23 protein-coding genes and 1 other RNA gene are annotated in these 26,234 nt (G+C 65.7%); 20 read left to right on the top strand and 4 right to left on the bottom strand.

Annotation, left to right across the window (positions count from 1 at the left end):
- Positions 1-11 precede the first annotated feature (11 nt).
- The 4 genes from dolP to AN401_RS16535 are packed head-to-tail and all read right to left on the bottom strand — an operon-like array spanning position 12 to position 3,256.
- Positions 12-590 carry a division/outer membrane stress-associated lipid-binding lipoprotein gene (gene dolP, locus AN401_RS16550; RefSeq protein ID WP_096779957.1) on the bottom strand — a complete coding sequence of 193 codons (579 nt, stop codon included), beginning with the start codon at positions 588-590 and terminating at the stop codon, positions 12-14.
- Positions 591-592: 2 nt separating this feature from the next.
- Positions 593-1,183 (bottom strand): D-sedoheptulose-7-phosphate isomerase, encoded by a 591-nt coding sequence (locus AN401_RS16545; protein ID WP_094039185.1) that lies wholly within the window; start codon positions 1,181-1,183, stop codon positions 593-595.
- Between the two features lie 8 nt (positions 1,184-1,191).
- Positions 1,192-1,557: a YraN family protein gene (locus tag AN401_RS16540; RefSeq protein ID WP_096779956.1), complete on the bottom strand. Its 366-nt coding sequence runs from the start codon at positions 1,555-1,557 to the stop codon at positions 1,192-1,194.
- Positions 1,529-3,256 (bottom strand): penicillin-binding protein activator, encoded by a 1,728-nt coding sequence (locus tag AN401_RS16535; protein ID WP_157772298.1) that lies wholly within the window; start codon positions 3,254-3,256, stop codon positions 1,529-1,531. Before AN401_RS16535 ends, AN401_RS16540 begins: the two co-directional genes overlap by 29 nt.
- A 171-nt stretch (positions 3,257-3,427) precedes the next feature.
- Between AN401_RS16535 and rsmI the strand changes: the two genes are divergently transcribed.
- The 20 genes from rsmI to secA all read left to right on the top strand — a co-directional run bounded on the left by rsmI (position 3,428) and on the right by secA (position 26,097).
- Complete coding sequence (gene rsmI / locus AN401_RS16530; protein WP_094039182.1) at positions 3,428-4,267, top strand: 16S rRNA (cytidine(1402)-2'-O)-methyltransferase; 840 nt, start codon at positions 3,428-3,430, stop codon at positions 4,265-4,267.
- A gap of 42 nt (positions 4,268-4,309) precedes the next feature.
- Positions 4,310-4,695, top strand: an RNA gene (gene rnpB / locus AN401_RS16525) — RNase P RNA component class A.
- A gap of 235 nt (positions 4,696-4,930) precedes the next feature.
- Positions 4,931-5,389, top strand: a complete 459-nt coding sequence (mraZ, locus tag AN401_RS16520) for a division/cell wall cluster transcriptional repressor MraZ (protein ID WP_094039181.1) — start codon at positions 4,931-4,933, stop codon at positions 5,387-5,389.
- Entirely contained in the window at positions 5,390-6,334 is a 945-nt protein-coding gene (gene rsmH / locus AN401_RS16515; RefSeq protein ID WP_096779954.1) for a 16S rRNA (cytosine(1402)-N(4))-methyltransferase RsmH, read from the top strand.
- Positions 6,331-6,645, top strand: a complete 315-nt coding sequence (ftsL, locus tag AN401_RS16510; protein ID WP_176442019.1) for a cell division protein FtsL — start codon at positions 6,331-6,333, stop codon at positions 6,643-6,645. Before rsmH ends, ftsL begins: the two co-directional genes overlap by 4 nt.
- Positions 6,646-6,647: 2 nt before the next feature.
- The gene (locus tag AN401_RS16505; protein ID WP_096780396.1) at positions 6,648-8,393 is read left to right on the top strand and encodes a penicillin-binding transpeptidase domain-containing protein; all 1,746 of its coding nucleotides are present in this window, start codon (positions 6,648-6,650) and stop codon (positions 8,391-8,393) included.
- Complete coding sequence (murE, locus tag AN401_RS16500) at positions 8,377-9,849, top strand: UDP-N-acetylmuramoyl-L-alanyl-D-glutamate--2,6-diaminopimelate ligase (protein ID WP_096779953.1); 1,473 nt, start codon at positions 8,377-8,379, stop codon at positions 9,847-9,849. Before AN401_RS16505 ends, murE begins: the two co-directional genes overlap by 17 nt.
- The gene (locus AN401_RS16495) at positions 9,846-11,186 is read left to right on the top strand and encodes a UDP-N-acetylmuramoyl-tripeptide--D-alanyl-D-alanine ligase (RefSeq protein WP_096779952.1); all 1,341 of its coding nucleotides are present in this window, start codon (positions 9,846-9,848) and stop codon (positions 11,184-11,186) included. The genes murE and AN401_RS16495 overlap by 4 nt, the downstream gene beginning before the upstream one ends.
- Positions 11,180-12,262, top strand: coding sequence for a phospho-N-acetylmuramoyl-pentapeptide-transferase (gene mraY / locus AN401_RS16490; protein WP_094039177.1), 1,083 nt, complete (start codon positions 11,180-11,182; stop codon positions 12,260-12,262). Before AN401_RS16495 ends, mraY begins: the two co-directional genes overlap by 7 nt.
- A gap of 3 nt (positions 12,263-12,265) precedes the next feature.
- Complete coding sequence (murD, locus tag AN401_RS16485) at positions 12,266-13,564, top strand: UDP-N-acetylmuramoyl-L-alanine--D-glutamate ligase (RefSeq protein ID WP_096780395.1); 1,299 nt, start codon at positions 12,266-12,268, stop codon at positions 13,562-13,564.
- Positions 13,561-14,736: a cell division protein FtsW gene (gene ftsW / locus AN401_RS16480; RefSeq protein WP_094039176.1), complete on the top strand. Its 1,176-nt coding sequence runs from the start codon at positions 13,561-13,563 to the stop codon at positions 14,734-14,736. The genes murD and ftsW overlap by 4 nt, the downstream gene beginning before the upstream one ends.
- Complete coding sequence (murG, locus tag AN401_RS16475) at positions 14,733-15,806, top strand: undecaprenyldiphospho-muramoylpentapeptide beta-N-acetylglucosaminyltransferase (protein ID WP_096779951.1); 1,074 nt, start codon at positions 14,733-14,735, stop codon at positions 15,804-15,806. The genes ftsW and murG overlap by 4 nt, the downstream gene beginning before the upstream one ends.
- A 15-nt stretch (positions 15,807-15,821) precedes the next feature.
- Positions 15,822-17,285: a UDP-N-acetylmuramate--L-alanine ligase gene (gene murC / locus AN401_RS16470; protein WP_096779950.1), complete on the top strand. Its 1,464-nt coding sequence runs from the start codon at positions 15,822-15,824 to the stop codon at positions 17,283-17,285.
- A complete protein-coding gene (locus AN401_RS16465; RefSeq protein ID WP_096779949.1) occupies positions 17,282-18,199 on the top strand; it encodes a D-alanine--D-alanine ligase in 918 nt (305 codons plus the stop codon). The genes murC and AN401_RS16465 overlap by 4 nt, the downstream gene beginning before the upstream one ends.
- A gap of 1 nt (position 18,200) precedes the next feature.
- Positions 18,201-18,968: a cell division protein FtsQ/DivIB gene (locus tag AN401_RS16460; protein ID WP_096779948.1), complete on the top strand. Its 768-nt coding sequence runs from the start codon at positions 18,201-18,203 to the stop codon at positions 18,966-18,968.
- Positions 18,928-20,184: a cell division protein FtsA gene (gene ftsA, locus AN401_RS16455; protein WP_094040301.1), complete on the top strand. Its 1,257-nt coding sequence runs from the start codon at positions 18,928-18,930 to the stop codon at positions 20,182-20,184. The genes AN401_RS16460 and ftsA overlap by 41 nt, the downstream gene beginning before the upstream one ends.
- 42 nt (positions 20,185-20,226) lie before the next feature.
- The gene (ftsZ, locus tag AN401_RS16450) at positions 20,227-21,366 is read left to right on the top strand and encodes a cell division protein FtsZ (RefSeq protein WP_094040302.1); all 1,140 of its coding nucleotides are present in this window, start codon (positions 20,227-20,229) and stop codon (positions 21,364-21,366) included.
- A gap of 97 nt (positions 21,367-21,463) precedes the next feature.
- Positions 21,464-22,387 (top strand): UDP-3-O-acyl-N-acetylglucosamine deacetylase, encoded by a 924-nt coding sequence (lpxC, locus tag AN401_RS16445; protein WP_094040303.1) that lies wholly within the window; start codon positions 21,464-21,466, stop codon positions 22,385-22,387.
- A 65-nt stretch (positions 22,388-22,452) separates the two neighbouring features.
- Positions 22,453-23,301 (top strand): M23 family metallopeptidase, encoded by an 849-nt coding sequence (locus AN401_RS16440; protein WP_096779947.1) that lies wholly within the window; start codon positions 22,453-22,455, stop codon positions 23,299-23,301.
- A gap of 54 nt (positions 23,302-23,355) precedes the next feature.
- The gene (gene secA / locus AN401_RS16435; protein WP_096779946.1) at positions 23,356-26,097 is read left to right on the top strand and encodes a preprotein translocase subunit SecA; all 2,742 of its coding nucleotides are present in this window, start codon (positions 23,356-23,358) and stop codon (positions 26,095-26,097) included.
- The last annotated feature ends 137 nt before the right edge of the window (positions 26,098-26,234 follow it).

The following is a 26,234-nucleotide window of genomic DNA, read 5'->3' as shown; positions in this document are numbered from 1 at the left end:
CGGGGCCGATATCAGGGCGCGGCCTGGATAAATTCGAAGACGGTGATAACCCGGGCCACGCCACTGATACTCCGGGTCAGTTGCACCGCTATGTCCGCTTCCTTCTGGGTGACCAGGCCGATCAGGAAGACCTCCGAATTTTCGGTGACCACCTTGATCTTGGTGCCGTCGATGTTCTTTTCCGCCAGCAGGGTGCTCTTGACCTTGGAGGTCAGCCAGGTGTCCTGGCTCCGCGCCGCCAGCGAAAGGGGCTGCCCCAGGCGGACCTCGTTGTAGACCTCGGCCACGCCGGGCACGCCCCTGACGATCTCTTCCGCCTGGCGCCGGTATTCCTCGGTGGGCGTCTGGCCGATCAGCAGGGTCTTGGCATTGGTGGTGACCACCGCCAGCCGGCTGTCGTCCCACAACGGCTTGGTTTCACCCAGGCGGTGCAGGGCGCGCATGTCGATGGCCTGGTCGCTGACCTGGGTCGATACCGGCCGGCGATCGACTGCCGCACCGACACCGGTGCCGGCACCGGCCACCATGACGCCGGCACAGCCCTGCAGCAGTACGGCGGTGCCGAAGCACAGCAAGAGTCGAGCTTTCATGGTCAATCCTCCTGTTTGGGAAAGAGGGTGCGATCGATAAGATCGCACAGGCAATGCAGGGTCAGCAGGTTGACCTCGTGAATGCGGGGCGCGCGCAGGGCGGGTACCCGGATCTCCACGTCGTTGGGGCCGAGCAGGCCGGCCAGCTCGCCGCCGTCGCCGCCGCTCAGGGCCACTATGGTCATGTCCCGGCTCAGGGCCGCCTCCGCCGCCTTGATCAGGTTGCGGCTGTGGCCACTGGTGGAGATCACCACCAGCACGTCGCCGGCCTGGCCCAGGGCCCGGATCTGGCGGGCATAGGCCTCGTCGAAGTGCTGATCCACCGAGATGGCACTGATGCTGCTGGTGTCCAGGGTCAGGCAGAGGGCGGGCAGGGCCGGGCGCTCGGTTTCGTAACGGTTGATAAGCTCGCTCACGAACAGCTGGGCCAGGGCGTTGGAGCCGCCGTTGCCGCAGACCAGCAGCTTGTGGCCGTTGAGCAGGCACATCACCATCATCTGGGCGGCCGCGAGTATGTCGTCGGGCAGCGCCTCGGCGGCGGCGATCTTGGTCTGGATGCTTTCGGTAAAGCTGGCTTTGATTTCTTCCTGCATGGGACTCCTTAAAAGGCGTTGGGGATCCAGTCGATATGGCTGCCGTCGCAGGCGATCAGATCGAAACGACAGGACTGGCGGGATTCGTTCAACCCCTGAGACTGCAAGTAACTGAGGGCGGCCCGGCGCAGCCGCTGCTGCTTGGTGGCGGTGACCGAGGCGAGGGCACCGCCGTAGTGGTTGCTCCGGCGATAGCGTACCTCCACGAACACCAGGGTGGTACCGGTACGCATCACCAGATCGATTTCCCCGAGCTTGCACTGGTAGTTGCGCGCCACCAGGCAGAGCCCCTGGCCGAGCAGGAATTGCTCGGCCCGGCGCTCGAACTGCTCGCCCCGGGCCCGGCTAGTTCCCGCCGGGTAGCCAGGTGCCATTGCGGTATTCCATCCATTGCAGGCGGCGCTGCAGCACCCCCTGGGGCGACACCGACAGCTCGCCGGTCAGGGCCGGCACGGCGGGGGCTCCCTGGCGCAGCTGGGTCAACTGCGGGATCAGGGCCAGGGCATCGTAGCCGAAGGCGAACAGCCGCTGCCAACTGATGCCGGCATTGGGCCACAGGCTTTCCACCTCCTCCCTGAGTTGCGGCGCCCCATCGAAGATCCAGGGCATGTCGGCCAGTTGCAGACCGTTGAGTTCGCTCATGGGCGCCTCGTCGTCCGGCACATAGCTGCGGGAGGTGACGTAGGTGGGCAGGCGGGCGGCCCGGCTGTCGCGCACGAAATCGAAGTAGGGCAGTATCACCCGGGTTTCGGTGGCGTTGGTCACCATGAATACCGAGTCGATGGGCTCCGGCGCACCGGTCCAGGCGCCGTCGCCGAGGGGTTGGATAACACCGGCGGCGGCCGGGGGCGGGGTGCCGGTGCTGGCCAGGGCGCGGCGCACGTCCGACTCTATCGAACCCTGACCGGCGAAGTAGGCCAGAATGGCGGGGCGACCGCTCTGCTGCTGCCAGCTCTGGCCGAACTCGGTGGCGACCCGGCGGCCCAGTTCGTTGTTGGGGGCGAACACCAGGGGCTGGCGATGGCCCTGGTCCCACATGTGGCGGGCGGCCTCGGCGGCTTCCGCCTCCGGTGACAGGGCGAAGTAGTAGAAGTGCGGCAGGCCCGGCTGGTAGGCGGGCAGATTGAGGGCCAGCACCGGCATGGCCGGATCCAGCCCGAGCAGGGCCTCGACCTCTTCCTTGAGCAGGGGGCCCAGGATGAAGTCGGCGCCGGCCTGCTGCACCTGCTGGTAGAGGCCGGCCATGTCACGACCGTTGGTGTCGAAGAAGCTGAGGCGCGAGCCCTGGCCCTGGTGGGCGCTCAGGATGCCGTTGCGGATGGCGTCGGCCTGCTCCGCCAGGCGGCCCGACAGCGGCAGCAACACGGCGATATGGGCGGGCTGGTAGGCGCTGGTGGCGAGCTGCTCCGCCGGGGCGCCGGCCAGGTAGGCCTGGCCGGGATGATCCGGGTAGGTGGTCCGCCAGGATTGCAGTTGCCACTGCCGTTGCGCCGGCTGCAGGTTGCCGTTGTTGAGGATGGCCATCAGCCGGAACCAGCCGTTGGCCTGGTCGCTGTTGCCCGGACCCTGGGCCTGGCGCAGGCTCTGGGGCGAAAGGGGTTGCAGCAGGCGATGGATATGCTCGCGGTTGGCCTCCCGATCCCCGCCGCCGAGCAGCTCCTGCCGCTCGATCAGCGCCTTGGCGGCTTCCAGCGGTTGTTGCCGCTGTTCCAGGGCATTGGCTTGCAGCAGCAGGTAATAGATGGTGCCGCTGCGGGTAAGCTGGCTGCTGTCGAGGGGCCCCAGCAGCTGCAGGGCCGCTTCCGGATTATCCTGGGTCAGCGCCAGGGCGCCTTCCAGCAGCACCAGGGTGGCCTGCTGCGGGGGGGAGGCCTGGCGGCGCAGCAGGTCCAGCTGCTGGCCCGCGGTGGCGCCGTCCCCCTGCTGCAGGGCCGCGCGTATCGCCAGTACCCGCCAACTGAAGGCGTCCGGCTCGGGTGCGCGCTCGGCAAAGTCCTGATACTGGTCGGCCGGCCGGTCGACCAGGCTGAACATGTCCGGCGCCGGCGGCGGCGGTTCCTTTGGCTGCAGCATACCGCTGCCGCAGGCCATCAGGACGGAGGAAAGCACCAGGGTGCACAGCAGTCGTGTTACACTGTCGCGTTGATATTGTGTCGCCAATCCCATTTATCCCAAGCTGTGTCATTCTGGTCCTAAGTGTAATAGGGCCAGGACGGTGAAACAATTGCTTGCACAGGAGTTCCCATGAGCCAAGCGGCCGCACTTTATATTGTGCCCACCCCCATCGGCAACCTGAATGATATCAGCCAGCGCGCCCTGGAAACATTGCAACGGGTTGATCTTATCGCCTGTGAGGATACCCGCCACACCGCCAAGCTGCTGTCCCATTACCAGATTAGTACGCCGACCTGGGCGCTGCATGATCACAATGAACAGCACAAGGCGGAACAACTGGTCGGGCGCCTGCTGAATGGCCAGAGCATCGCCCTGGTGTCCGATGCGGGCACGCCGCTTATCAGCGATCCCGGTTATCACCTGGTCAACCACTGTCGCGAAGCCGGTGTCCAGGTCATCGCCCTGCCCGGACCCTGCGCGGCCATCACCGCCCTGTCGGCCGCCGGCCTGCCCACCGATCGTTTCGCGTTCGAAGGATTTCTGCCGGCCAAGGACAAGGCTCGCCTCGACAAGCTGGAAAGCCTGAGGGACGAGGGCCGTACCCTGGTGTTCTACGAGTCACCCCGTCGCCTGCTCGACACGGTCGAGGCCATCATCTCGGTGATGGGAGAGGCGCGGCGCCTGGTGGTGGCCCGCGAGCTGACCAAGACCTTCGAGAGCATCCACAGCCTGCCGGCCGGGGAGATGCTGGCGTGGCTGCGCCAGGATGACAACCGCAGCCGGGGGGAGATCGTACTGATGGTGGCAGGTCACAGGCCCGACGGCGATGCCCTGCCGGCCGAGGCCCTGCGTACCCTGGCGCTGCTGCGGGCCGAGCTGCCCCTGAAGAAGGCGGCGGCGCTGACCGCCGAGATCCACGGCGTCAAGAAGAACGCCCTGTATAAATACGGGCTGGATCACCTGGAATAAGGCTGCTGGCATCGGTGCGGGGACTGGTGTACACTCCGCCCCGGAGTTGGCCGGGTAATCGCTGCTCCGTCGTTGTGCCTCCGGGCAGACGGGCGGAGGGGAGGAAAGTCCGGGCTCCACAGGGCAGGGTGCCAGGTAACGCCTGGGGGGCGCGAGCCTACGACCAGTGCAACAGAGAGCAGACCGCCGATGGCCCGCAAGGGATCAGGTAAGGGTGAAAGGGTGCGGTAAGAGCGCACCGCGCGACTGGCAACAGTTCGTGGCACGGTAAACTCCACCCGGAGCAAGACCAAATAGGCCTCCTACAGGCGCGGCCCGCGCTGGAGGCGGGTAGGTTGCTTGAGCCAGTGAGCGATTGCTGGCCTAGAGGAATGATTACCGACCGAGCTTGCTCGGTACAGAACCCGGCTTACAGGCCGACTCCATTATTTTTTAAAAAAACGCAGCCCGGGCTGCGTTTTTTTGTTGCGGCCTGCGGCGGTGCCACTTTATTTGCACATTTCCTGATAAAGCCGTCGACTAATCCCCCGGATGCATATCTTTGTCTTCCTTTGTCGCCAACTTCCATTTCCTCGCTTGAAAAGCTTGAGTCCCCTCCTTACACTTGAGCGTGGTGGGAAAAAGTGGATTTTTGTGGAATAAAATAGATTTCAAGGACTCAGAATGCTGCGTGGTGCTCACGCCATCAGCCTGGATACCAAGGGCCGGTTGGCAATACCGACACGATTCCGGGACTCGTTGCGCGATGAGTGCGAGGGGATGCTGGTATGCACCATCGATATCAGCAATCCCTGCCTGCTGCTTTACCCCCTGGCCGAATGGGAACTGATAGAAAAGAAACTGCGTGTGCTGTCGAGCACCCATCCGCAGGAGCGGCGCCTGCAACGGCTGTTGCTGGGCCATGCCGCCGAATGCGAACTGGATGGCCAGGGGCGTTTCCTGGTACCGGGGCCGCTCAGGCAACACGCGGGACTAGAAAAAAAAATCATGCTGGTGGGGCAGCTCAACCGCTTCGAAATCTGGGACGAAACCCGCTGGCAACAACAAATTAGCGATGATTTGCAGGCCCTTCCGCAAGAAGGCTGGGAGTCATCGGAACGATTGCGGGACTTTTCTCTGTAAATGAGTCAACAACAGGCACACATCACCGTATTGCTGGACGAAGCCGTGGCCGGCCTGAATATCAGGCCGGACGGTGTCTATGTGGACGGCACCTTCGGCCGGGGTGGTCATTCCCGCCATATCCTGTCCCAACTGGGGCCCAATGGCCGGCTGCTGGCCATCGACCGGGATCCCCAGGCCATTCTCGAAGCCCGGAAGATAGCGGATCCCCGCTTCATGATATTGCACGGCCCCTTTTCCCGCCTGGCCGAGATGGTGGATGAGCAGGGACTGACGGGACGCATCGATGGCGTCCTGCTCGATCTGGGCGTGTCGTCGCCCCAGCTCGACCAGGCCGAGCGCGGCTTCAGCTTCCAGAAGGACGGCCCGCTCGACATGCGCATGGACCCCACCAGCGGTCAGAGTGCCGCCGACTGGCTGGCCCAGGCGGACGAGGCGGACATCGCCTGGGTGCTGAAGACCTTCGGCGAGGAGAAATTCGCCCGCAAGATAGCCCGCGCCATCGTCCACGACCGGCAGCAGACCCCCTTTACCCGGACCCGCCAGCTGGCGGAGATGATCGCCCGGGTCAGCCCCAGCCGGGAGAAGAACAAGCACGCCGCCACCCGCAGCTTCCAGGCGATCCGCATCTATATCAACAGCGAGCTGGAGGAGATAGAGCTGGCCCTCAACGGCGCCCTCAAGGTGCTGGCGCCCGGCGGCCGGCTGTCGGTGATCAGCTTCCATTCCCTGGAAGACAGGCTGGTCAAGCACTTTATCCGCAAACAGGAGAAAGGCCCCGAAGTGCCGCCGGGACTGCCCCTGACCGAGGCCCAGCTTGCCGGCGGCCGCTTGTTAAAGAGTGTCGGCAAGGCGATGAAGCCCTCGGCGGCAGAAGTCGAAGCCAACCCGCGGGCGCGCAGCTCGGTGCTGCGGGTGGCACAGCGGCTGGAGACGCCGGCGTGATCGAGGGACGCATCAACCTGGCGAGGGAAATCGGCCAGGATCTGTTGCGGCACAAGTGGCAACTGCTGCTGGCGGTGCTCACCCTGGTGTCGGCGCTGGCGGTGATAGTGATCACCCACGGCACCCGCCAGTTGACCGGTGAGTACAACGAACTGATGGCGGAGCAGGACCGGCTGGACATCGAGTGGCGCCACCTGCTGCTGGAGCAGAACACCCTGATGGAGCACAGCCGGGTCGAGGCCCTGGCCCGGGACAAGCTGAAGATGCACCGGCCGGCGCCGGCCCAGGAAAAACTGGTGACGCAACGATGAAGATGAAAAGGCGCAATGCCACCAAGAAAGAACCCATGCTGCTCGGCTGGCGTTTCCTGACCGTGTGCGGCGTGATCCTGTTCGCCTTCGTGGCGCTGTTCGCCCGGGCCGCCTGGATCCAGGTGGTGTCGCCGGATCGGCTGCGGATGGAGGGGGATCTGCGTTCCCTGCGCACCGCGGTCAGCAGCACGACGCGCGGCATGATCATGGATCGCAACGGCGAGGAACTGGCGGTGTCGGTGCCGGTACAGGCGGTGTGGGCCGATCCCAAGCAGATCCACGAAGAGATGAGCCTGCGCAAGGAGCAGGCCTGGCAGGCCCTGGCCGAGGTGTTGGGGGTGCCCCGCGAAACCCTGCTGGCCCGGGTGCAGGATCCCAAGCGCCGCTTCGTCTACCTGCAGCGCCAGGTGACCCCGGCGGTGGCCGAGTATATCCGCAAGCTCCGTCTGCCCGGGGTGCATTTGCGGCCGGAAGAGCGGCGCTTCTATCCCACCGGCGAGATCAACGCCCATCTGGTGGGCATGACCAATATCGACGGCGCCGGTATCGAAGGCATAGAGCGGGCCTTCAACGAATGGCTCACCGCCCAGCCCGGTGAGCGCCGGGTGCGCAAGGACAGGACCGGCCGGGTGGTGGAAGACCTGGGGGTGGTGTCGGAAGGCCGCGAGGCCAACCATATCCAGCTGACCATCGATCAGCGCATTCAGGCCCTGGCCTATCGCTCGCTCAAGCGCGCCTCCGAGTTTCACCGCGCCACCTCCGCCTCCCTGGTGATGCTGGACGTCAAGACCGGCGAAGTACTGGCCATGGTTAATACCCCCTCCTTCAACCCCAACAACCGGGGCCAGTACCAGAGCTTCCGCGCCCGCAACCGGGCGGTGACCGACACCTACGAGCCGGGCTCCACCCTGAAGCCGCTGATCGTGGTCAGCGCCCTGGAAAACGGCATCATCAGGGCGGATTCCATCATCGACACCAACCCGGGCTGGGTAAGGCTGGGCGGCAAGCGGGTGTCCGATACCCGCAACCTGGGGGCCATCAGCGTGGAAACGGTGCTGCAGCGCTCCTCCAACATGGGCATGGTGCGCATGGCGTTGCAGGAAACCCCCGAGCAGTTGCTCGATACCCTCTATCGCTTCGGCCTGGGCATCGACTCGGGCATGGGGCTGGTGGGCGAGAGCACCGGCATGGTGCCCCAGCGGCGGCGCTGGTCCGATATCGAAAAGGCGACCCTGTCGTTCGGTTACGGCGTGACCGTAACCCCGCTGCAACTGGCCCAGGCCTATGCGGTGCTGGCCAACGGCGGGGTGCGCTATCCCCTGACCATCGTCAAGCGCAGCCAGCCGCCGGCGGGCGAGCAGGTGATACCGCGCCAGCATGCGGACGACGTGCTGAAGATGATGGAAAGCGTCATCGGCCCGGGCGGCACCGCCCGCCAGGCCGCCATTCCCGGCTATCGGGTGGCGGGCAAGACCGGCACCTCGCGCAAGGCCATCGCCGGCGGTTATGGCAGCGACTATGTGGGCGTCTTTGCCGGCATGGCGCCGGTCAGCAACCCCCGCCTGGCGATGGTGGTGGTGATCAACGAGCCCCAGGGCGATGAATACTACGGCGGCCAGGTGGCCGCGCCGGTGTTCGCCGAAGTGATGAGCGGCGCCCTGCAGTTATTGAATATCCGCCCGGACGCGGCGACCGAAGAGCAGTTCCAGCTGGCAGGACAGGAGGCGAAGCGTGGCCCTCACACTTAGAGATCTGGCGGTGCCCCTGGGGCTGTCGGCCCCGGCCATTCCCATCGACGCCATCACCCTCGACAGCCGGGCGGCCGCTCCCGGTTGTCTCTTTATCGCGGTCAAGGGCCACCGGCTGGACGGCCGTCAGTTTATCGACCAGGCCCTGCGGCAGGGCGCGGCGGCGGTGTTGTTCGAGGTGGACCATCCGGAGCAGGCCGGTCTCAACCACCAGGATCATCGCCTGCTCGGGGTGTACCGGCTGTCCCGTCAGCTGTCGCTGCTGGCGGGGATTTTTTACGGCGATCCCTCCGCCGATCTGCAGCTGGTGGGGGTGACCGGGACCAACGGCAAGAGCACCGTCACCCAGCTCATCGCCAACTGGAGCTGCCTGCTGGGCACCCAGGCGGGGGTCATGGGCACCCTGGGCAACGGCCTCTACGGCCGGCTCAGGGCGGCGGTCAATACCACCGGCTCGGCGCTGGCGGTGCAGGCCGAGCTGGCCGCGCAGCTGGCGGCCGGCGCCAAACGGGTGGCGATGGAGGTGTCTTCCCACGGTTTGCATCAGCACCGGGTGGCCGCGCTGGATTTTGACGTGGCGGTGTTCACCAACCTGAGTCGGGATCACCTGGACTATCACGGCACCATGGCCGAATACGGCGAGGCCAAGCGCCAGCTGTTCGAGCTTTGCCGCCAGGCCCGGGTGATCAACGCCGACGACCCGGTGGGCCGGCGCTGGCTGCGCCTGTACCCGGATGCCATCGCCTATAGCCTGCACGGCCGGCTGGCGGATTTCGACGGGCGCCAGCTGGTGGCGGAAACGGTACATTTTTATGGCGGTGGCCTGAAAGTGACCATTAACTCCGACTGGGGGAATGGTGTATTATCCGCCCCCCTGATGGGACGTTTCAACGTGGCCAACCTGCTGGCGGCCATGGCCAGCCTGCTGGTTCTGGGTGAGTCCTTTGATGAGTTGCTGGCCACGGCCCCCCGGCTGTCCGGGGTGGCCGGGCGGATGGAACCCTTCACCGCCCCCGGCAAGCCGCTGGTGGTGGTGGACTACGCCCATACGCCGGATGCGCTGGAGCAGGCGCTGCAGGCGCTGCGCCAGCATTGCCGGGGCCGTCTCTGGTGCCTGGTGGGCTGCGGCGGCGATCGGGACCAGGGCAAGCGGCCGCTGATGGCGGCGGCGGCGGAGGCCGGCGCCGACAGGGTCATCCTGACCGATGACAATCCCCGCACCGAGGCGCCCGAGGCCATCATCGAACAGATGCGGGCGGGATTGCTCGAGCCGGAAGCGGCCCTGGTGATCCATCAGCGGGCCGAGGCCATCCGCCAGGCCATAGCGCAGGCGGGCGTGGACGATATCATTTTGGTGGCAGGCAAGGGCCACGAGGATTATCAGATAGTGGGTACTCACAAGATGCATTACAGCGATCGGGAAACCGTGGCCGCCCTGCTGGGGACTGTCGCATGATACCGCTCAGCCTCGAGCAACTGGCCCAGGCGTCCGGCGGCGAGCTGCGTGGTGCCGACGGCACCATACTGGCGGTGACCACCGACAGCCGCCAGCCCATGGTCGCCGGCTGCCTGTTCGTGGCGCTGGCCGGCGAGCGCTTCGACGGCCATGACTTCGCCGTCCAGGCGGTGGCGCAGGGGGCCGCCGCCCTGCTGGTGGAGCGCTGGCTGGAGCTGGATCTGCCCCAGATCAAGGTGGCCGATACCCGGCTGGCGCTGGGCGTGCTGGGCGGTCTGGTGCGCGATCAGAGCCAGGCCCGCTTCCTGGCCATCACCGGCAGCTGCGGCAAGACCACGGTCAAGGAGATGGCGGCCGCCATACTGCGCCAGAAGGGCAAGGTGCTGGCCACCCGGGGCAATCTCAACAATGAGATCGGGGTACCCCTGACCCTGTGCGAACTGACCCCGGACACCGAATTCGCGGTGGTGGAGCTGGGCGCCAACCACATCGGCGAAATCGCCTGGACCAGTTCGCTGACCAGGCCCCATGTCGCTCTTATCAACAATGTGGAAGCCTCCCACCTGGAAGGCTTCGGCTCCCTCGAGGGCATCGCCCGGGCCAAGGGCGAGATCTACGACGGCCTGGAGCCGGAGGGCGTGGCCATCGCCAACGGCGACAGCCCCTTCTGCGCCCTGTGGAAGGAAAAGCACCCCCTGGTTTACTTCGGCGAGCACCGGGAATACGAGGCCCGCCAAATCGGCCTGGACAAGGCGGGCTGCGCCCACTTCCGCCTGCTGACTCCAAAGGGAGAAGTGGCGGTGCAGCTGCCGGTGCCCGGCAAGCACAACGTGGCCAACGCCCTGGCTGCCGCCGCCGCCACCGAGGCGCTGGGGGCGACCCTGGAAGAGATCGCCGCCGGCCTGGCTGCCTTCGGCTCGGCCAAGGGCCGCCTGCAGGTATGGACCCGGGGCGGACTCACCCTGCTCGACGATACCTACAACGCCAGCGTCGCCTCCGTGCTGGCGGGGCTGGATACCCTGGCCAGCCTGCCCGGCCACCGCATCTTCGTGTTCGGCGACATGGCGGAGCTGGGCGACTACAGCCGTGAAATGCACACCAGGGTGGGCGAACACGCCCGCAAGCTCGGCATCGATCTGGTGCTGACCGTGGGCCGGGACAGCAAGGACACGGCGACGGCGGCCCATGGCCGCCATTTCGAGAACAAGCAGCAGCTGTGGCCGGAGCTGGCCGCGGCGCTGGCACAACACAACAAGGTGGTGGTTTTGGTCAAAGGTGCGCGCAGCGCCCGGATGGAAGAAGTGGTCCGGGCCATTCAGGAGGGTGAGGCATGCTAGTCTGGCTGGCGGAATGGCTGACCCCCCATTTCAGCTTTTTCAACGTCTTCTCCTATCTCACCTTCAGGGCGGTGGTGTCCATCCTGACCGGACTCTTCGTCTCCCTGTGGATAGGTCCGCGCCTGATCCGCCGGTTGCAGATGCTGCAAATCGGCCAGGTGGTGCGCAACGACGGCCCCGAATCCCATTTCAGCAAGGCCGGCACTCCCACCATGGGCGGCCTGATGATCCTCATCGCCATCTTCGTGTCGGTACTGCTGTGGGCGCGCCTGTCCAACCCCTATGTGTGGGTGGTGCTGTTCGTGCTGGGCGCCTTCGGCGCCATCGGTTTCGTCGACGACTACCGCAAGGTGGTGCGCAAGAACACCGACGGCCTGATCGCCCGCTGGAAGTACTTCTGGCAGTCGGCGGCGGCCCTGGCGGCGGCCGTCTTCGTCTACTGGATAGCCCGGGATCCGGCCCAGACCCAGTTGGTGGTCCCCTTCTTCAAGGACGTCATGCCCCAGCTCGGCCTGCTGTTCATCGTGCTCAGCTACTTCGTCATCGTCGGCTCCAGCAATGCGGTCAACCTGACCGACGGCCTGGACGGCCTGGCCATCATGCCCACCGTCATGGTGGCGGCCGGCTTCGCCCTGGTGGCCTGGGCTACCGGTAACGTCAACTTCGCCGCCTACCTGCACATTCCCTATGTGGCCCACGCCGGCGAACTGACGGTGGTGTGCACCGCCATGGTGGGAGCCGGCCTGGGCTTCCTCTGGTTCAATACCTTCCCGGCCCAGGTGTTCATGGGCGACGTGGGCTCCCTGGCCCTGGGCGCGGCCCTGGGCGCCATCGCCGTGCTGGTGCGCCAGGAATTCCTGCTGGTGATCATGGGTGGCATCTTCGTGATCGAGACCCTGTCGGTGATCCTGCAGGTGGGCTCCTACAAGCTGCGCGGTCAGCGGATTTTCCGCATGGCGCCCATCCACCACCATTACGAGCTGAAGGGCTGGCCCGAGCCCAGGGTGATAGTCCGCTTCTGGATCATCACCCTGATGCTGGTGCTGATCGGCCTGGCCACCCTCAAGGTGAGATAAATGATGCTGCCGGAACGCATAGTGATCATCGGGTTGGGGCAGACGGGACTTTCCTGTGTGCGCTATTGCCTGGAGCGGGGGCGCCGCCCGCTGGTGATGGACACCCGTGCCCGGCCGCCGGGGGCGGAACAACTGCCACCCGGCATCGATTGCCGCTTCGGTGCCCTCGACGCCGCCAGCCTGCTGGCGGCGGACTTGATCGTGGCAAGCCCCGGCGTGCCCCTGGCTACCCCCGAGGTGCGCCAGGCGCAGGCTGCCGGGGTGGAAATCGTGGGCGACGTGGAGCTGTTCCTGCGGGAATGCCGGGCCCCGGTCATCGCCATCACCGGCTCCAACGGCAAGAGCACCGTTACCACCCTGGTGGGCGAGATGGCGGCCGAGGCCGGCCTGGCGGTGGGGGTGGGCGGCAATATCGGCACCCCGGCGCTGGATCTGCTGGCCGGGCCGCTGGAGCTGGCGGTACTGGAGCTGTCCAGCTTTCAGCTGGAAACCACTCCCGGGCTGGCGGCGCTGGCCGCCACCGTGCTCAACATCAGCGAGGATCACCTGGATCGCTATGATTCCCTGGCCCACTACCGGGACACCAAGCTGGGTATCTACCGGGGTGCCGGCCTGTGCGTCTACAACCGGGAAGACGACCAGACCCGGCCGCCGGCCGGTAGCCCGGCGGTCGGTTTCGGCCTGGACGCACAGGAATACGGCCGGATCGAGCAGGGGGGCGAGCTTTGGCTGAGCCGCCATGGCGAGCCGGTGCTGCCGGTGTCGGCGCTGCGCATCCTCGGCGCCCACAACCAGCTCAACGCCCTGGCGGCCATGGCCCTGGCGGACCGGGCCGGTATACCGCGCCAGGCACAGCTGGCGGTGTTGCGCCGTTTCGGCGGCCTGCCCCACCGCTGCCAGTTCGTGGCCGAGAAAAACGGGGTGCGCTGGCTCAACGATTCCAAGGCCACCAATGTGGGCGCCACCCTGGCGGCCATCGCCGGGGTGGCCGAGGCGGTGCCCGGCCGGTTGTGGCTGATCGCCGGCGGCCAGGGCAAGGGTCAGGATTTCGGCCCGCTCAAGCCCCTGCTCGAACGGCGCATCGCCGGCATGGCCTGCTTCGGCCAGGACAGGGCGGCGCTGCTGCGGCTGGGCGGCAACACCCGGGAAGTGGCCGATCTGGCCGGGGCCGTGGCCTGGTGCGCCGAACGGGCGGCCCCCGGTGACTGGGTGCTGTTCGCCCCGGCCTGCGCCAGCCTGGACATGTATCCCAATTACCAGGCCCGGGGCGATCACTTCATGGCCCTGGTGGAGGCGTTATGAAGCTGTTGCCCTCCTTCGGTACCGACTGGCTGCTGCGTCCCTCCCAGGGGCTCGTCTACGATCGCCAACTGGTGGTGCTGGCGCTGTCGCTGATGGCCATCGGCCTGGTGATGGTGTCCTCCGCCTCCATCGCCGAGGGCATCAACGTCGGCAATGATCCCTTCTATTTCGTCAAGCGCCACGGCGCCTTCCTGCTGATCTGCCTGATGCTCGCCAGCCTGATGCTGCAGGTGCCCATGGCGCGCTGGCAGCAGTTCAACGCCAGCTTCCTGATCCTGGCGCTGCTGCTGCTGGTGGCGGTATTGCTGCTGGGGCGCAATATCAACGGCAGTACCCGCTGGCTGGCCCTGGGACCCATCAACGTGCAGCCGGCGGAGATCGCCAAGCTGGCCCTGTTCACCTTCCTGGCCGGCTACCTGGTGCGCAAGCAGGAGGAGGTGCGCGGCCAGTGGCGCGGCTTCCTCAAGCCCCTGGCGGTAATGGGCGTGATGTCGGTGCTGCTGCTGATGCAGCCGGATCTGGGCTCGGTGGTGGTGCTGTTCGTCACCACCATCGGCATGCTGTTCCTCGCCGGCGCCCGGCTCAGCCAGTTTGTCAGCCTGATCGTGCTGGGCGTCGGCCTGGTGGGTTTCCTGATCATCACCTCGCCCTACCGGATGCGACGGGTGACGTCCTTCCTCAACCCCTGGGAGGATCCCTTCGGCAGCGGCTATCAGCTGACCCAGTCGCTGATGGCCTTCGGCCGTGGCGGCTGGTTCGGCGAGGGCCTCGGCAACTCCATCCAGAAGCTCGAGTACCTGCCCGAGGCCCACACCGACTTCGTATTCGCCATCCTCGGCGAGGAACTGGGCTTCAGCGGGGTGCTGCTGGTGTTGCTGCTGCAGGCCTGGCTGGCGTTCAAGGCGCTGCACATCGGGCAGAAGGTCTTGATGGGCGGCCGCCAGTACGAAGGCTACCTGGCCATGGGCATCGGCATCTGGTTCAGCTTCCAGACGGTGGTCAACGTGGGCGCGGCCTCGGGCCTGCTGCCCACCAAGGGCCTGACCCTGCCCCTGGTGAGCTACGGCGGCTCCAGCCTGCTGGTGATCAGCACCGCCGTGGCCATACTGGTGCGCATCGACTTCGAGTGGCGGCGGGACAATATGCAGGCCAGACAACGGGAGGTGGCATGAGTGCTGACAAGACCCTGCTGGTGATGGCGGGCGGCACCGGAGGCCATGTGTTCCCGGGGCTGGCGGTGGCGGATCTGCTCCGGGCCGAGGGCTGGCACATCCACTGGCTCGGCACCGCCGAGCGGATGGAAGCCCAACTGGTACCCAGGCACGGTTATCCGCTGCACACCATCGACATCGCCGGGGTGCGCGGCAACGGCCTCAAGCGGCTGCTGCTGGCGCCCTTCCAGATCCTGAAGGCGGTCTGGCAGGCGCGGCGGGTGCTGCGCCAGGTCCGGCCGGCGGTGGTGCTGGGCATGGGCGGCTTCGCCGCCGGCCCCGGCGGCGTGGCCGCCCGACTGGCGGGCATTCCCCTGGTGCTGCACGAGCAGAACGCGGCCGCCGGCCTGACCAACCGCCTGCTGGCGAAGTTTTCCCGGCGGGTGCTGATGGCCTTTCCCGGCGCCTTTGCCGAGGGCGACCACGCCCTGGTGGTGGGCAACCCGGTGCGCCCGGAGGTGGTGGCCCTGCCGGCGCCCGCCGAGCGCATCGATACCTCGCCCCAGCCGCTGCGGCTGCTGGTGGTGGGCGGCAGCCTGGGCGCCAGGGTGTTGAACGACACCCTGCCCGAGGCAGTGGCCCTGGCCGGCAACGTTCGGGTCCGGCACCAGACCGGCCGTGGCAATGCCGAGGCGGTGCGTGCGGCCTATGAGGCACGCGGCATCGAGGCCGAGGTGAGCGATTTTATCGACGACATGGCCGCCGCCTACGGCGAGGCCGATCTGGTGGTGTGCCGGGCGGGGGCGCTGACGGTGTCGGAAATCGCCGCCGCCGGCCTGGGCGCCATCTTCGTGCCGCTGCCCCATGCGGTGGACGATCACCAGACCAAGAATGCCCGCTCCCTGGCGGACCAGGGCGCGGCCCTGTTGCTGCCCCAGTCCGAGCTCAGCGCCGAGGGGCTGGCGGCGGAACTGATGCAACTGGCCGGCAACCGGGAACAGCTGCTGGCCATGGCCAGCCGGGCCCGGGCCCTGGCGATTACCGATGCGGCGGAGCGGGTAGCGGACTGCCTGCGCACGCTGGCGAAATAACACTGAGAGAATGGCATGACCAAGGTTGAACTGGCGAAACTGAGAAGCATCATCCCCGAAATGAGACGGGTGCGGCGTATCCACTTCATCGGCATCGGCGGTGCCGGTATGGGCGGTATTGCCGAGGTGCTGGCCAACGAGGGCTACGCCATTTCCGGCTCCGACATCGCCTACAACACCGTGACCGACCGGCTGGCGGCCATGGGCGCCACCATCTACCTGGGCCATGCCGCCGAACAGGTGGAAGAGGCCAGCGTGGTGGTGGTGTCCACCGCCATCAAGGCCGACAACCCCGAGCTGCTGGCGGCGCGGGAGCTGCGCATCCCGGTGGTGCGCCGGGCCGAGATGCTGGCCGAGCTGATGCGCTTCCGCCACGGGGTGGCGGTGGCCGGCACCCACGGCAAGACCACCACCACCAGCCTGGTGGCCAGCATCTACGGCGAGGCGGGCATGGATCCCACCTTCGTCATCGGCGGCCTGCTCAACAGCGCCGGCTGCAACGCCCGCCTGGGCAGCAGCCGTTATCTTATCGCCGAAGCGGACGAGAGCGACGCCTCCTTCCTGCACCTGCAGCCCATGGTGTCCATCGTCACCAATATCGAAGCCGACCACATGGATACCTACGGCGGCGACTTCAGCAAGCTGGAAGGCACCTTTATCGACTTCCTGCACAACCTGCCCTTCTACGGCTTGGCGGTGCTGTGCATCGACGATAACGTCATCCGCGGCCTGCTGCCCCGGGTGGCCCGCCAGTTCGTGACCTACGGTTTCGCCGAGGACGCCGACTACCGGGTGGAAGACTTCACCCAACAGCAGGATCACAGCACCTTCAAGGTGTGCCGCCCCGACGGCAGCTGCCTGGATGTGCAGCTCAACCTGCCCGGCCGCCACAATGCCCAGAATGCGGCGGCGGCCATCGCCGTGGCCTGCGAGGACGGCATCGACGACGAGGCCATACTGGCGGCCCTGAAGAAGTTCGAAGGGGTGGGCCGGCGCTTCCAACAGTACGGCGAGTTCGATACCGGGCGCGGCCGGGTCAAGCTGGTGGACGACTACGGCCATCACCCGAGCGAGGTACGCGCCACCCAGAACGCGGTACGGGCCGGCTGGCCCGAGCGCCGGCTGGTGACCATCTACCAGCCCCACCGCTACAGCCGGACCCGCGATCTGTACGAGGATTTTGTCGAGGTGCTGTCGAAAAGCGATGTGCTGATCCTGCTGGAGGTGTACAGTGCCGGCGAGGCGCCCATTCCCGGGGCCGACAGCCGGGCCCTGTGCCGCACCATCCGCAGCCGTGGCCAGCTGGAACCCATCTACGTGGCCAGCCCCGACGAGGTGCCCGCCGTGCTGGCGGATCTGTTGCAGGACGGTGACCTGGTACTGACCCAAGGCGCCGGCAACGTGGGCGGCCTGGCGCGCAAGCTCGGCCAACTCAAGTTATCCATAGCGGCGATGAAACAACAGGGGGAACAGCTATGAGTCAGTTCGGCAAGGTTGCGGTGTTGTACGGCGGGCGCTCCGCCGAGCGGGAAGTCTCCCTGCGTTCCGGCGCCGCCGTGCTGGCCGGCCTGGAGCGGGCCGGGGTGGATGCCCATGGCATCGACACCCGGGACTACCCGCTGTCCCGGCTGAAGGAAGATGGCTTCGAGCGGGCCTTTATCGTGGTGCACGGCCGGGGCGGGGAAGACGGCACCCTGCAGGGGGCGCTGGAACACCTGGGTATTCCCTACACCGGCTCCCGGGTGCTGGGTGCGGCGCTGGCCATGGACAAGATCCGCACCAAGCAGGTCTGGCAGGCCATGGGCCTGCCCACTGCCGAGTTTCGGGTGGTGCATAAAAACGACTTCAATCCGGGCGACGCGGCGGTGCTGCTGGCCCAGTTTCGCGGCCCCGTGTTCGTCAAGCCGTCCCACGAGGGCTCCAGCATCGGCATGACCAAGGCCACCGATGCCGCCACCCTGGCCGATGCCATCCAGGAAGCCTTCCGGTTCGACGACGAGGTGCTGATCGAGAGCTTTATCGAGGGCGACGAATACACCGTCAGCATCCTGGGCGAGCGCGCATTGCCGGCCATCCGGCTGCGCACGCCCCATGACTTTTACGACTACTCGGCCAAGTATCAGTCCGGCGATACCCAGTACCTCTGCCCCTGCGGCCTGAGCGAGGAGGATGAGCGGGAGCTGGGCGAGCTGTCCCTGGCGGCGTTCAGGGCGGTGGCCGCCAGCGGCTGGGGCCGGGTCGACCTGATGCGGGATCGCCAGGGCCAGTGGTGGCTGCTGGAGGTGAACACGGTGCCGGGCATGACCGAAACCAGCCTGGTGCCCAAGGCGGCGAAGGTGGCCGGCCTGTCCTTCGACCAGCTGGTGGTCAGGGTGCTGGAGATGGCGTACTGAAATGGCCAGGGTTGAGACCCGTACCCGGCTGGAGTTCATCGGCGGCCTGGGCTTTTTCCTGGTGGTGCTGGCGGGCCTGTTGTGGGCCGGCGGGCACTTGCTGATGTGGATGACGGCGGCCAACCAGTTGCCGGTCAACCATCTGCTGATCCAGGGAGAGCACCGTTACCTGAGCCGGGATGAGGTGCGGGAGTCGGTGCTGGAGTTGCCCGAGGTGGGCAACTTCCTCACCCTGGAGGTGGACCGGGTACAGCAGCAGTTGCTGTCGCTGCCCTGGGTTTACCAGGTATCGGTGCGCAAGCAGTGGCCCGATACCCTGAGGGTCTATATCGTGGAGCAGCCGGTGGCGGCGTTGTGGAACCAGGACGCCATGGTCAACGCCCATGGCGAGATATTCAGGGCCGAACACGGCGAGCTGGAGCTGGTGTCCCTGTCCGGGCCGGACGACGAGGCCGGGCGGGTACTGGAGGAATACCGGTCCCTGCAGCGGTTCCTGCAACCGAGGGGCTACGAGATCGAGCGGGTCCATCTCACCCCCCGGCGTTCCTGGGAGCTGACCCTGACGGGCGGGGTGCGGCTGATCCTGGGGCGGGACGATATCGAGACCCGGTTGCAACGATTTATTGATGTCTACCCGGGCATCGTCGGGCGGGAACGGGTGGCCTACCTCGACCTGCGCTACGATACCGGGCTGGCAGTGGGATGGAAGCAGGACGAAGAGACTGATAATGACCAAGAGCGCGGAACGAAATCTGATCGTCGGGCTTGATATCGGCACGGCCAAGGTAACGGCCCTGGTGGGCGAAGTGCTGCCGGACGGCGACCTGAACATCATAGGTCTCGGCAGCCACTCCTCCAAGGGCATGGACAAGGGCGGCGTCAACGACCTGGAGTCGGTGGTCAAGTCGCTGAAACGGGCGGTGGACGAGGCGGAGATGATGGCGGACTGCCAGATCACCTCCGTCTACCTGGGCCTGTCGGGCAAGCACATCGAGTGCCGCAACGAGACCGGCATGGTGCCGGTGTCCGACGAGGAAGTGACCCAGGAAGACGTGGACAACGTCATCCACACCGCCAAGTCGGTGCGGCTGTCCGACGAGCACCGGGTGCTGCATGTGCTGCCCCAGGAGTTCTCCATCGATTTCCAGGAGGGGATCAAGAATCCCATCGGCCTGTCGGGGGTGCGCATGCACGCCAAGGTGCACCTGATCACCTGCCACAACGACATGGCGCGCAACATCGAAAAATGCGTGGAGCGGTTGGGCCTGCGAGTAGACCAGCTTATTTTCAGCGCCTTGGCATCCAGTTACGCGGTGCTGACCGACGACGAGAAAGAGCTGGGTGTATGCGTAGTCGACATCGGCGGCGGCACCATGGACATGGCGGTGTTCACCGGCGGCGCCCTGCGCCACACCAAGGTGATCCCCTATGCGGGCAGCACCGTCACCAGCGACATCGCCTATGCCTTCGGCACCCCGCCGCTGGATGCGGAAGCGATCAAGGTACGGCACGGCTGCGCCTTCAGCCGGCTGGTGAGCAAGGAAGACACCATAGAGGTGCCCAGCGTGGGCGGCCGCCCGGCCCGCAGCCTGCAGCGCCAGACCCTGGCCGAGGTGATCGAGCCCCGCTACAGCGAGCTGCTCGGCATGATCAACCAGGAACTGAGCAAGGTGCAGAGCGAACTGAAAAAGGCCGGGGTCAAGCACCAGCTGGCCGCCGGCCTGGTGCTTACCGGCGGGGCGGCCCAGATCGAGGGACTGGTGGAGTGCGCCGAGCAGATTTTCCAGTGCCAGGTGCGCATCGGCCAGCCGGGCGGGGTCAAGGGATTGTCGGATTACGTTGAGACACCGGTGTATTCCACCGCCGTGGGGCTGTTGCACTACGGCCGGGAACACCAGTCCATGCCTCAACAGGACTACAACAATAAGGCCAGCGTGACCGGGCTGTTGAAACGGGTCGGCAACTGGCTGCGTGGCGAATTTTAATCTTGGCAGGAATCAACCAAGAGCTAAAGCGGAGAGAGTCTTATGTTTGAACTGATGAATGATCACGAGCAGGAAGCCGTCATTAAGGTGGTGGGCGTGGGTGGCGGCGGCGGTAACGCCGTCGAGCACATGGTGCGCGAGAACCTGGAAGGCGTGGAGTTCCTGGCCATCAATACCGATGCCCAGGCCCTGCGCAACTCCAGCGCCAGCACCACCCTGCAGGTCGGCAGCGCCATTACGAAAGGCCTGGGCGCGGGTGCCAATCCGGAAGTGGGCCGGGACGCGGCGCTGGAAGACAAGGACGCCATCCGCGACCTGTTGGACGGCGCCGACATGGTGTTTATCGCCGCCGGCATGGGTGGCGGTACCGGCACCGGCGCCGCGCCGGTGGTGGCGGAAGTGGCCAAGGAGCTGGGCATCCTCACGGTGGCGGTGGTGACCAAGCCCTTCGCCTTCGAAGGCAAGAAGCGGATGAACTACGCCCAGCAGGGCATCAACGAGCTGGCCAAGCACGTCGACTCGCTGATCACCATTCCCAACGACAAGCTGCTCAAGGTGCTGGGCCGCGGCATCTCCCTGCTGGACGCCTTCAAGGCCGCCAACAACGTGCTGCTGGGCGCGGTGCAGGGCATCGCCGAGCTGATCACCCGCCCCGGCCTCATCAACGTCGACTTCGCCGACGTGCGCACCGTGATGCGGGAGATGGGCACCGCCATGATGGGTACCGGCAGCGCCACCGGTGAAGACCGCGCCGAGGAAGCCGCCGAGAAGGCCATCTCCAGCCCGCTGCTGGAAGACGTGGATCTGGCCGGTGCCCGGGGCATACTGGTGAACATCACCGCCGGCCTCGACATGACCATCGAGGAGTTCGAAACCGTGGGCAACGCGGTCAAGGCCTTCGCCTCCGAGAACGCCACCGTGGTGGTGGGCACCGTCCTGGATCCGGAGATCACCGACGAACTGCGGGTGACCGTGGTGGCCACCGGCATCGGCGCCGAGCGCAAGCCCGACATCACCCTGGTGAAGTCCGGCTCCAGCCGTGACGACAACGGCATGCGCCGGATGGACAGCGTGCGGGAAGAGCAGGCGGGCAAGCTGGCGGTCAACGCCGACAGCACCCAGGCCAAGAGCGATCTGGACTACCTGGATATCCCGGCCTTCCTGCGCAAGCAGGCCGACTGAGAAAGGCTCTCAATTGGCGTAGGCGGATTATTGTGCTAGCATGTCTGACCATTTGAATTTGGTTCGGACCGGGCCTTTTTGACTTGCGGGTACCCCTATGATTAGACAACGAACCCTGAAAAATACCGTGCGGGCCACCGGAATCGGCCTGCATTCCGGGCACAAGGTGCAGATGACCTTCGTCCCTGCGCCGGCCAACACAGGTATCGTGTTTCGTCGTACCGATCTGGATCCCCAGGTGGAGATCCGGGCCGATGCCGCCCTGGTCAGGGACACCATGCTGTGCACCGCCCTGGTCAACGAGCAAGGCGTGCGGGTGTCGACCATAGAGCACCTGTCGGCGGCGCTGGCCGGCCTCGGCATCGACAACCTCTATATCGAGGTGGACGCGCCCGAGGTGCCGGTGATGGACGGCAGCTCCCATCCCTTCATCTACCTGCTGCAGTCCGGCGGCATCCGCGAGCTGAACGCGCTCAAGCGCTTCATCCGCGTCAAGCAGCCGGTACGGGTGGAAGACGGCGACAAGTGGGCGGAGTTCCGGCCTTACCGTGGCGGCTTCAAGATGGATCTGACCATCGACTTCAAGCACCCGGTGTTCGAAGGCCAGAGCCAGCACCTGGTGCTGGATTTTTCCGGCGCGGCCTTCGTCAAGGAGCTGAGCCGGGCCCGGACCTTCGGCTTTATGCGCGACATCGAGTACCTGCATTCCCAGAACCTGGCCCTGGGCGGCAGCCTGGAAAACGCCGTGGTGCTGGACGACTACAAGGTGCTGAACGAAGACGGCTTGCGCTATCCCAACGAGTTCGTCAAGCACAAGATGCTGGACGCCATCGGCGATCTCTACATGTGCAACCACAGCATCCTGGGCGAGTTCCGCGCCTACAAGACCGGCCACGCCCTGAACAACAGCCTGCTGCGGGCCTTGCTGGCCAACGCCGAGGCCTGGGAAATCGTGACCTTTGGCGAGCAGGGTGCCGAATCGCCGATCCGTTACTACGACAGCGCCTTCAGCCCCGCCTGACCTGCCCCGAACACGCCGGCATCTCTCCGCGCCGGCGTGTTTTGTTTTTTTCCTCCGTAGTGTAAATGATGACCAATCCCACTCTTGCCGTCGCGCCCTCGCGCCCCCTGTTCCACCGGTTTTTCATGGTGCTGGCGCTGTTGCAGCTGCCGCTGGCCCTCTACCTGTACAGCCAGTGGCAGAACACCCAGCAGCACAATCAACAGCTCGCCCGCCAGCTGGAGCAGCAGCAGCGCAGCCAGCAACTGCAGCTCAAGCGCATCGGCCAGCGCCTGGGCCAGCTGCAGGCGGAGCTGGGCCAGTTGACGGCGGTCGGCCAGCGGCTGGTGAACGACTACGATCTGGGCGACGAAATCAGCCTGCAACGGCCGGATCCCAATCTGCTCAAGCGGCCCTTCAGCGGCTTTGCCGATCTGCACCAGGGCCTGGCCCGGCTGTCGGCGCAGTCCAGGGAGCAGGGCATGACCCTGGCCGCCCTTGAATCTCTGCTGCTCAATCTCCATATAAACGAAATTACCCGGATCCAGGGACATCCGGTGCCAGAGGGCGGTGTTCGTCTCAGTTCCGGTTTCGGCCAGCGGCGGGATCCCTTCACCGGCCGCACCCGCTGGCACAAGGGCGTGGATTTTTCAGGTAAACTGGGGCAGCCGATCGCCGCCACCGCCGCCGGCGTGGTCAGCACGGTCGAGCATCACCCCGCCTTCGGCGGCCTGGTCGAAATCAACCATGGCCAGGGCTGGATCACCCGTTATGCCCATGTGGATACCAAGCTGGTCGAGGTGGGTGAATACGTGGAAAAGGGCCAGCATATCGCCCTGATGGGCCGGACCGGCCGGGCGACCGGGGTCCATTTGCATTACGAGGTACTGAAGGGGAACAAGCAGCTGGATCCGGCGCGCTTTCTGCCCAACTAGTTTTCGGCCCCGCCCGGGTGGGGCCTTGTCTTCCAACATCACTATTGGCCAAGCATGATTACCAAACTCTTCACCAAGATAATCGGTAGCCGTAACGACAGAACCCTCAAACGGTTGCGCAAAGTTGTCAATGAAATCAATGCCATGGAGCCCAAGTTCGAGGCCCTGTCCGATGCCGAGCTGCAGGCCAAGACCGCCGAGTTCCGCGCCCGCCTGGAGCAGGGGGAGACCCTGGAGCAGTTGCTGCCGGAAGCCTTCGCCACGGTGCGCGAGGCCTCCAGGCGCGTGTTCGAGATGCGCCACTTCGACGTGCAGATGATCGGCGGCATGGTGCTGCACCACAACCAGATCGCGGAAATGAAAACCGGCGAGGGCAAGACCCTGACCGGGACCCTGCCGGTCTACCTCAACGCCCTGACCGGCCGCGGCGTGCACGTGGTGACGGTGAACGACTACCTGGCCCGCCGGGACGCCGAAGCCAACCGGCCGCTGTTCGAGTTCCTCGGCCTGACCGTGGGCTGCAACCTGCCGGGCATGGGCCACCAGGAAAAACGCGATGCCTACGCCTGCGACATCACCTACGGCACCAACAACGAATTCGGCTTCGACTACCTGCGCGACAACATGGCCTTCACCCCCCAGCAGCGGGTGCAGCGGCCGCTCTACTACGCCCTGGTGGACGAGGTGGATTCGGTATTGATCGACGAGGCCCGTACCCCGCTGATCATCTCCGGCCCGGCGGAAGACAGCTCCGAACTCTATATCCGCATCAACACCCTGATCCCCAAACTGGTCAGGCAGGACAAGGAAGACACCGAAGAATACACCGGTGACGGCCACTACACGGTGGACGAGAAGAACAAGCAAGCCCTGCTCACCGAAACCGGCCAGATCTTCGTGGAGGAAGAGCTCAAGCGCATGGGCCTGCTGGCGGAGGAGGACTCCCTGTTCTCCGCCGGCAACATAGTGCTGCTGGCCCACGTCAACGCCGGCCTGCGCGCCCATACCCTGTTCGAGCGCAACGTGGACTACATAGTGCAGGACAACGAGGTGATCATCGTCGACGAGCACACCGGCCGCACCATGCCGGGCCGGCGCTGGTCCGAGGGCCTGCACCAGGCGGTGGAGGCCAAGGAAGGGGTCAAGATCCAGAACGAGAACCAGACCCTGGCCTCCATCACCTTCCAGAACTATTTCCGCCTGTACGAGAAGCTGGCGGGCATGACCGGCACCGCCGATACCGAAGCTTTCGAGTTCCAGCATATCTACGGCCTGGAGACGGTGGTGATCCCCACCAACAAGCCGATGATCCGCAAGGACATGGGCGATCTGGTCTACCTGACCGCCGCCGAGAAGTACAAGGCCATCGTCGCCGACATCAAGGACTGCGTGGAGCGGGGCCAGCCGGTGCTGGTGGGCACCGTTTCCATCGAAAACTCCGAACTGCTGTCCCGCATCCTCAATCAGGAAGGCATCAAGCACCAGGTGCTCAACGCCAAGTTCCACGCCAGGGAAGCGGAAATCATCGCCCAGGCCGGCCGGGCCGGCACCGTGACCATCGCCACCAACATGGCGGGCCGTGGCACCGACATCGTGCTCGGCGGTAACTGGATGGCGGAGATCGAAGCCCTGGGCGAGGCGTCTCCCGAGCAGATTGCCGCCATCAAGGCCGACTGGCAGCGGCGCCACGAAGTGGTGATCAATGCCGGCGGCCTGCACATCATCGGCACCGAGCGCCACGAGTCCCGCCGTATCGACAACCAGCTGCGCGGCCGGGCCGGCCGCCAGGGCGATCCGGGTTCCAGCCGTTTCTACCTGTCGATGGAAGACGCCCTGATGCGGATTTTCGCCTCCGAGCGGGTCACCACCATGATGAAGAAGCTGGGCATGGAAGAGGGCGAAGCCATCGAGCACCCCTGGGTGACCCGGGCCATCGAAAACGCCCAGCGCAAGGTGGAAACCCGCAACTTCGATATCCGCAAGAACCTGCTGGAATTCGACGACGTGGCCAACGACCAGCGCAAGGTGGTGTACGAGCAGCGCAACGAATTGCTGGATTCCGGCGACATCAAGGAGACCATAGAGGTCATCCGCGACGACGTGCTGAGCGCCGTGGTCGACGAGTACATCCCGCCCCAGTCGCTGGAGGAAATGTGGGACGTGCCCGGGCTGGAGCAGCGGCTGAAGGGAGATTTCGCCCTGGATCTGCCGATTTCCGGCTGGCTGAAGCAGGACGAAAAACTGCACGACGAGCAGATCCGCGAGCGCATCCTGGCGGCGGCTTCCCAGGCTTACGCCGACAAGGAGGCGGTGGTGGGGGCGCCGGTGCTGCGCCAGTTCGAAACCTCGGTGATGCTGCAGACCCTGGACACCCTGTGGAAGGAGCACCTGGCGGCCATGGATCACCTGCGCCAGGGCATCCACCTGCGCGGCTACGCCCAGAAGAACCCCAAACAGGAATACAAGCGCGAGTCCTACGAGCTGTTCACCCAGTTGCTGGACAACCTCAAGCGGGAGGTGATCAGCATCCTCAGCCGGGTGCGGGTGCAGACCCAGGAAGAGGTGGAGGCGGCGGAGGCCAAGCGGCGCGAGGCGGCCGAACGCCTGCCCCAGAGCTACAGCCATGCCGAAGCGGAAAACCCGCTGGCCGACGGCCAGCCGGCCAGGGCGGCAAGCCCGCAGGCGGGGGCCGAGGCGGCGCCCTTCGTGCGTGACGGAGAGAAGATCGGCCGCAACGATCCCTGTCCCTGCGGCTCGGGCAAGAAATACAAGCAGTGCCACGGCAAGCTGAGCTGAGCCCGCACACCAGTCAGAGAAGCCGCCTTCGGGCGGCTTTTTCATGTCCGCTCCCCGCCGGCCTCATCTGTATATTTCACTTTGGTTACAATTGGAGCATAATTGTGCGATATTATGTATCCAATATTGTTTACTTT

Origin of the sequence: Zobellella denitrificans, assembly GCF_002407485.1 — a bacterium.
Classification (GTDB): Bacteria; Pseudomonadota; Gammaproteobacteria; order Enterobacterales; family Aeromonadaceae; genus Oceanimonas; species Oceanimonas denitrificans.
This window is presented reverse-complemented; position numbering and strand designations above follow the sequence as displayed.

Bases quoted from the DNA above. Each gene is read 5' to 3' on its own strand.
- dolP (WP_096779957.1), bottom strand. From the start codon at position 590: ATGAAAGCTCGACTCTTGCTGTGCTTCGGCACCGCCGTACTGCTGCAG.
- AN401_RS16545 (WP_094039185.1), bottom strand. From the start codon at position 1,183: ATGCAGGAAGAAATCAAAGCCAGCTTTACCGAAAGCATCCAGACCAAG.
- AN401_RS16540 (WP_096779956.1), bottom strand. From the start codon at position 1,557: ATGGCACCTGGCTACCCGGCGGGAACTAGCCGGGCCCGGGGCGAGCAG.
- AN401_RS16535 (WP_157772298.1), bottom strand. From the start codon at position 3,256: ATGCTGCAGCCAAAGGAACCGCCGCCGCCGGCGCCGGACATGTTCAGC.
- rsmI (WP_094039182.1), top strand. From the start codon at position 3,428: ATGAGCCAAGCGGCCGCACTTTATATTGTGCCCACCCCCATCGGCAAC.
- mraZ (WP_094039181.1), top strand. From the start codon at position 4,931: ATGCTGCGTGGTGCTCACGCCATCAGCCTGGATACCAAGGGCCGGTTG.
- rsmH (WP_096779954.1), top strand. From the start codon at position 5,390: ATGAGTCAACAACAGGCACACATCACCGTATTGCTGGACGAAGCCGTG.
- AN401_RS16505 (WP_096780396.1), top strand. From the start codon at position 6,648: ATGAAAAGGCGCAATGCCACCAAGAAAGAACCCATGCTGCTCGGCTGG.
- AN401_RS16495 (WP_096779952.1), top strand. From the start codon at position 9,846: ATGATACCGCTCAGCCTCGAGCAACTGGCCCAGGCGTCCGGCGGCGAG.
- mraY (WP_094039177.1), top strand. From the start codon at position 11,180: ATGCTAGTCTGGCTGGCGGAATGGCTGACCCCCCATTTCAGCTTTTTC.
- murD (WP_096780395.1), top strand. From the start codon at position 12,266: ATGCTGCCGGAACGCATAGTGATCATCGGGTTGGGGCAGACGGGACTT.
- ftsW (WP_094039176.1), top strand. From the start codon at position 13,561: ATGAAGCTGTTGCCCTCCTTCGGTACCGACTGGCTGCTGCGTCCCTCC.
- murG (WP_096779951.1), top strand. From the start codon at position 14,733: ATGAGTGCTGACAAGACCCTGCTGGTGATGGCGGGCGGCACCGGAGGC.
- murC (WP_096779950.1), top strand. From the start codon at position 15,822: ATGACCAAGGTTGAACTGGCGAAACTGAGAAGCATCATCCCCGAAATG.
- AN401_RS16465 (WP_096779949.1), top strand. From the start codon at position 17,282: ATGAGTCAGTTCGGCAAGGTTGCGGTGTTGTACGGCGGGCGCTCCGCC.
- AN401_RS16460 (WP_096779948.1), top strand. From the start codon at position 18,201: ATGGCCAGGGTTGAGACCCGTACCCGGCTGGAGTTCATCGGCGGCCTG.
- ftsA (WP_094040301.1), top strand. From the start codon at position 18,928: ATGACCAAGAGCGCGGAACGAAATCTGATCGTCGGGCTTGATATCGGC.
- ftsZ (WP_094040302.1), top strand. From the start codon at position 20,227: ATGTTTGAACTGATGAATGATCACGAGCAGGAAGCCGTCATTAAGGTG.
- lpxC (WP_094040303.1), top strand. From the start codon at position 21,464: ATGATTAGACAACGAACCCTGAAAAATACCGTGCGGGCCACCGGAATC.
- AN401_RS16440 (WP_096779947.1), top strand. From the start codon at position 22,453: ATGATGACCAATCCCACTCTTGCCGTCGCGCCCTCGCGCCCCCTGTTC.
- secA (WP_096779946.1), top strand. From the start codon at position 23,356: ATGATTACCAAACTCTTCACCAAGATAATCGGTAGCCGTAACGACAGA.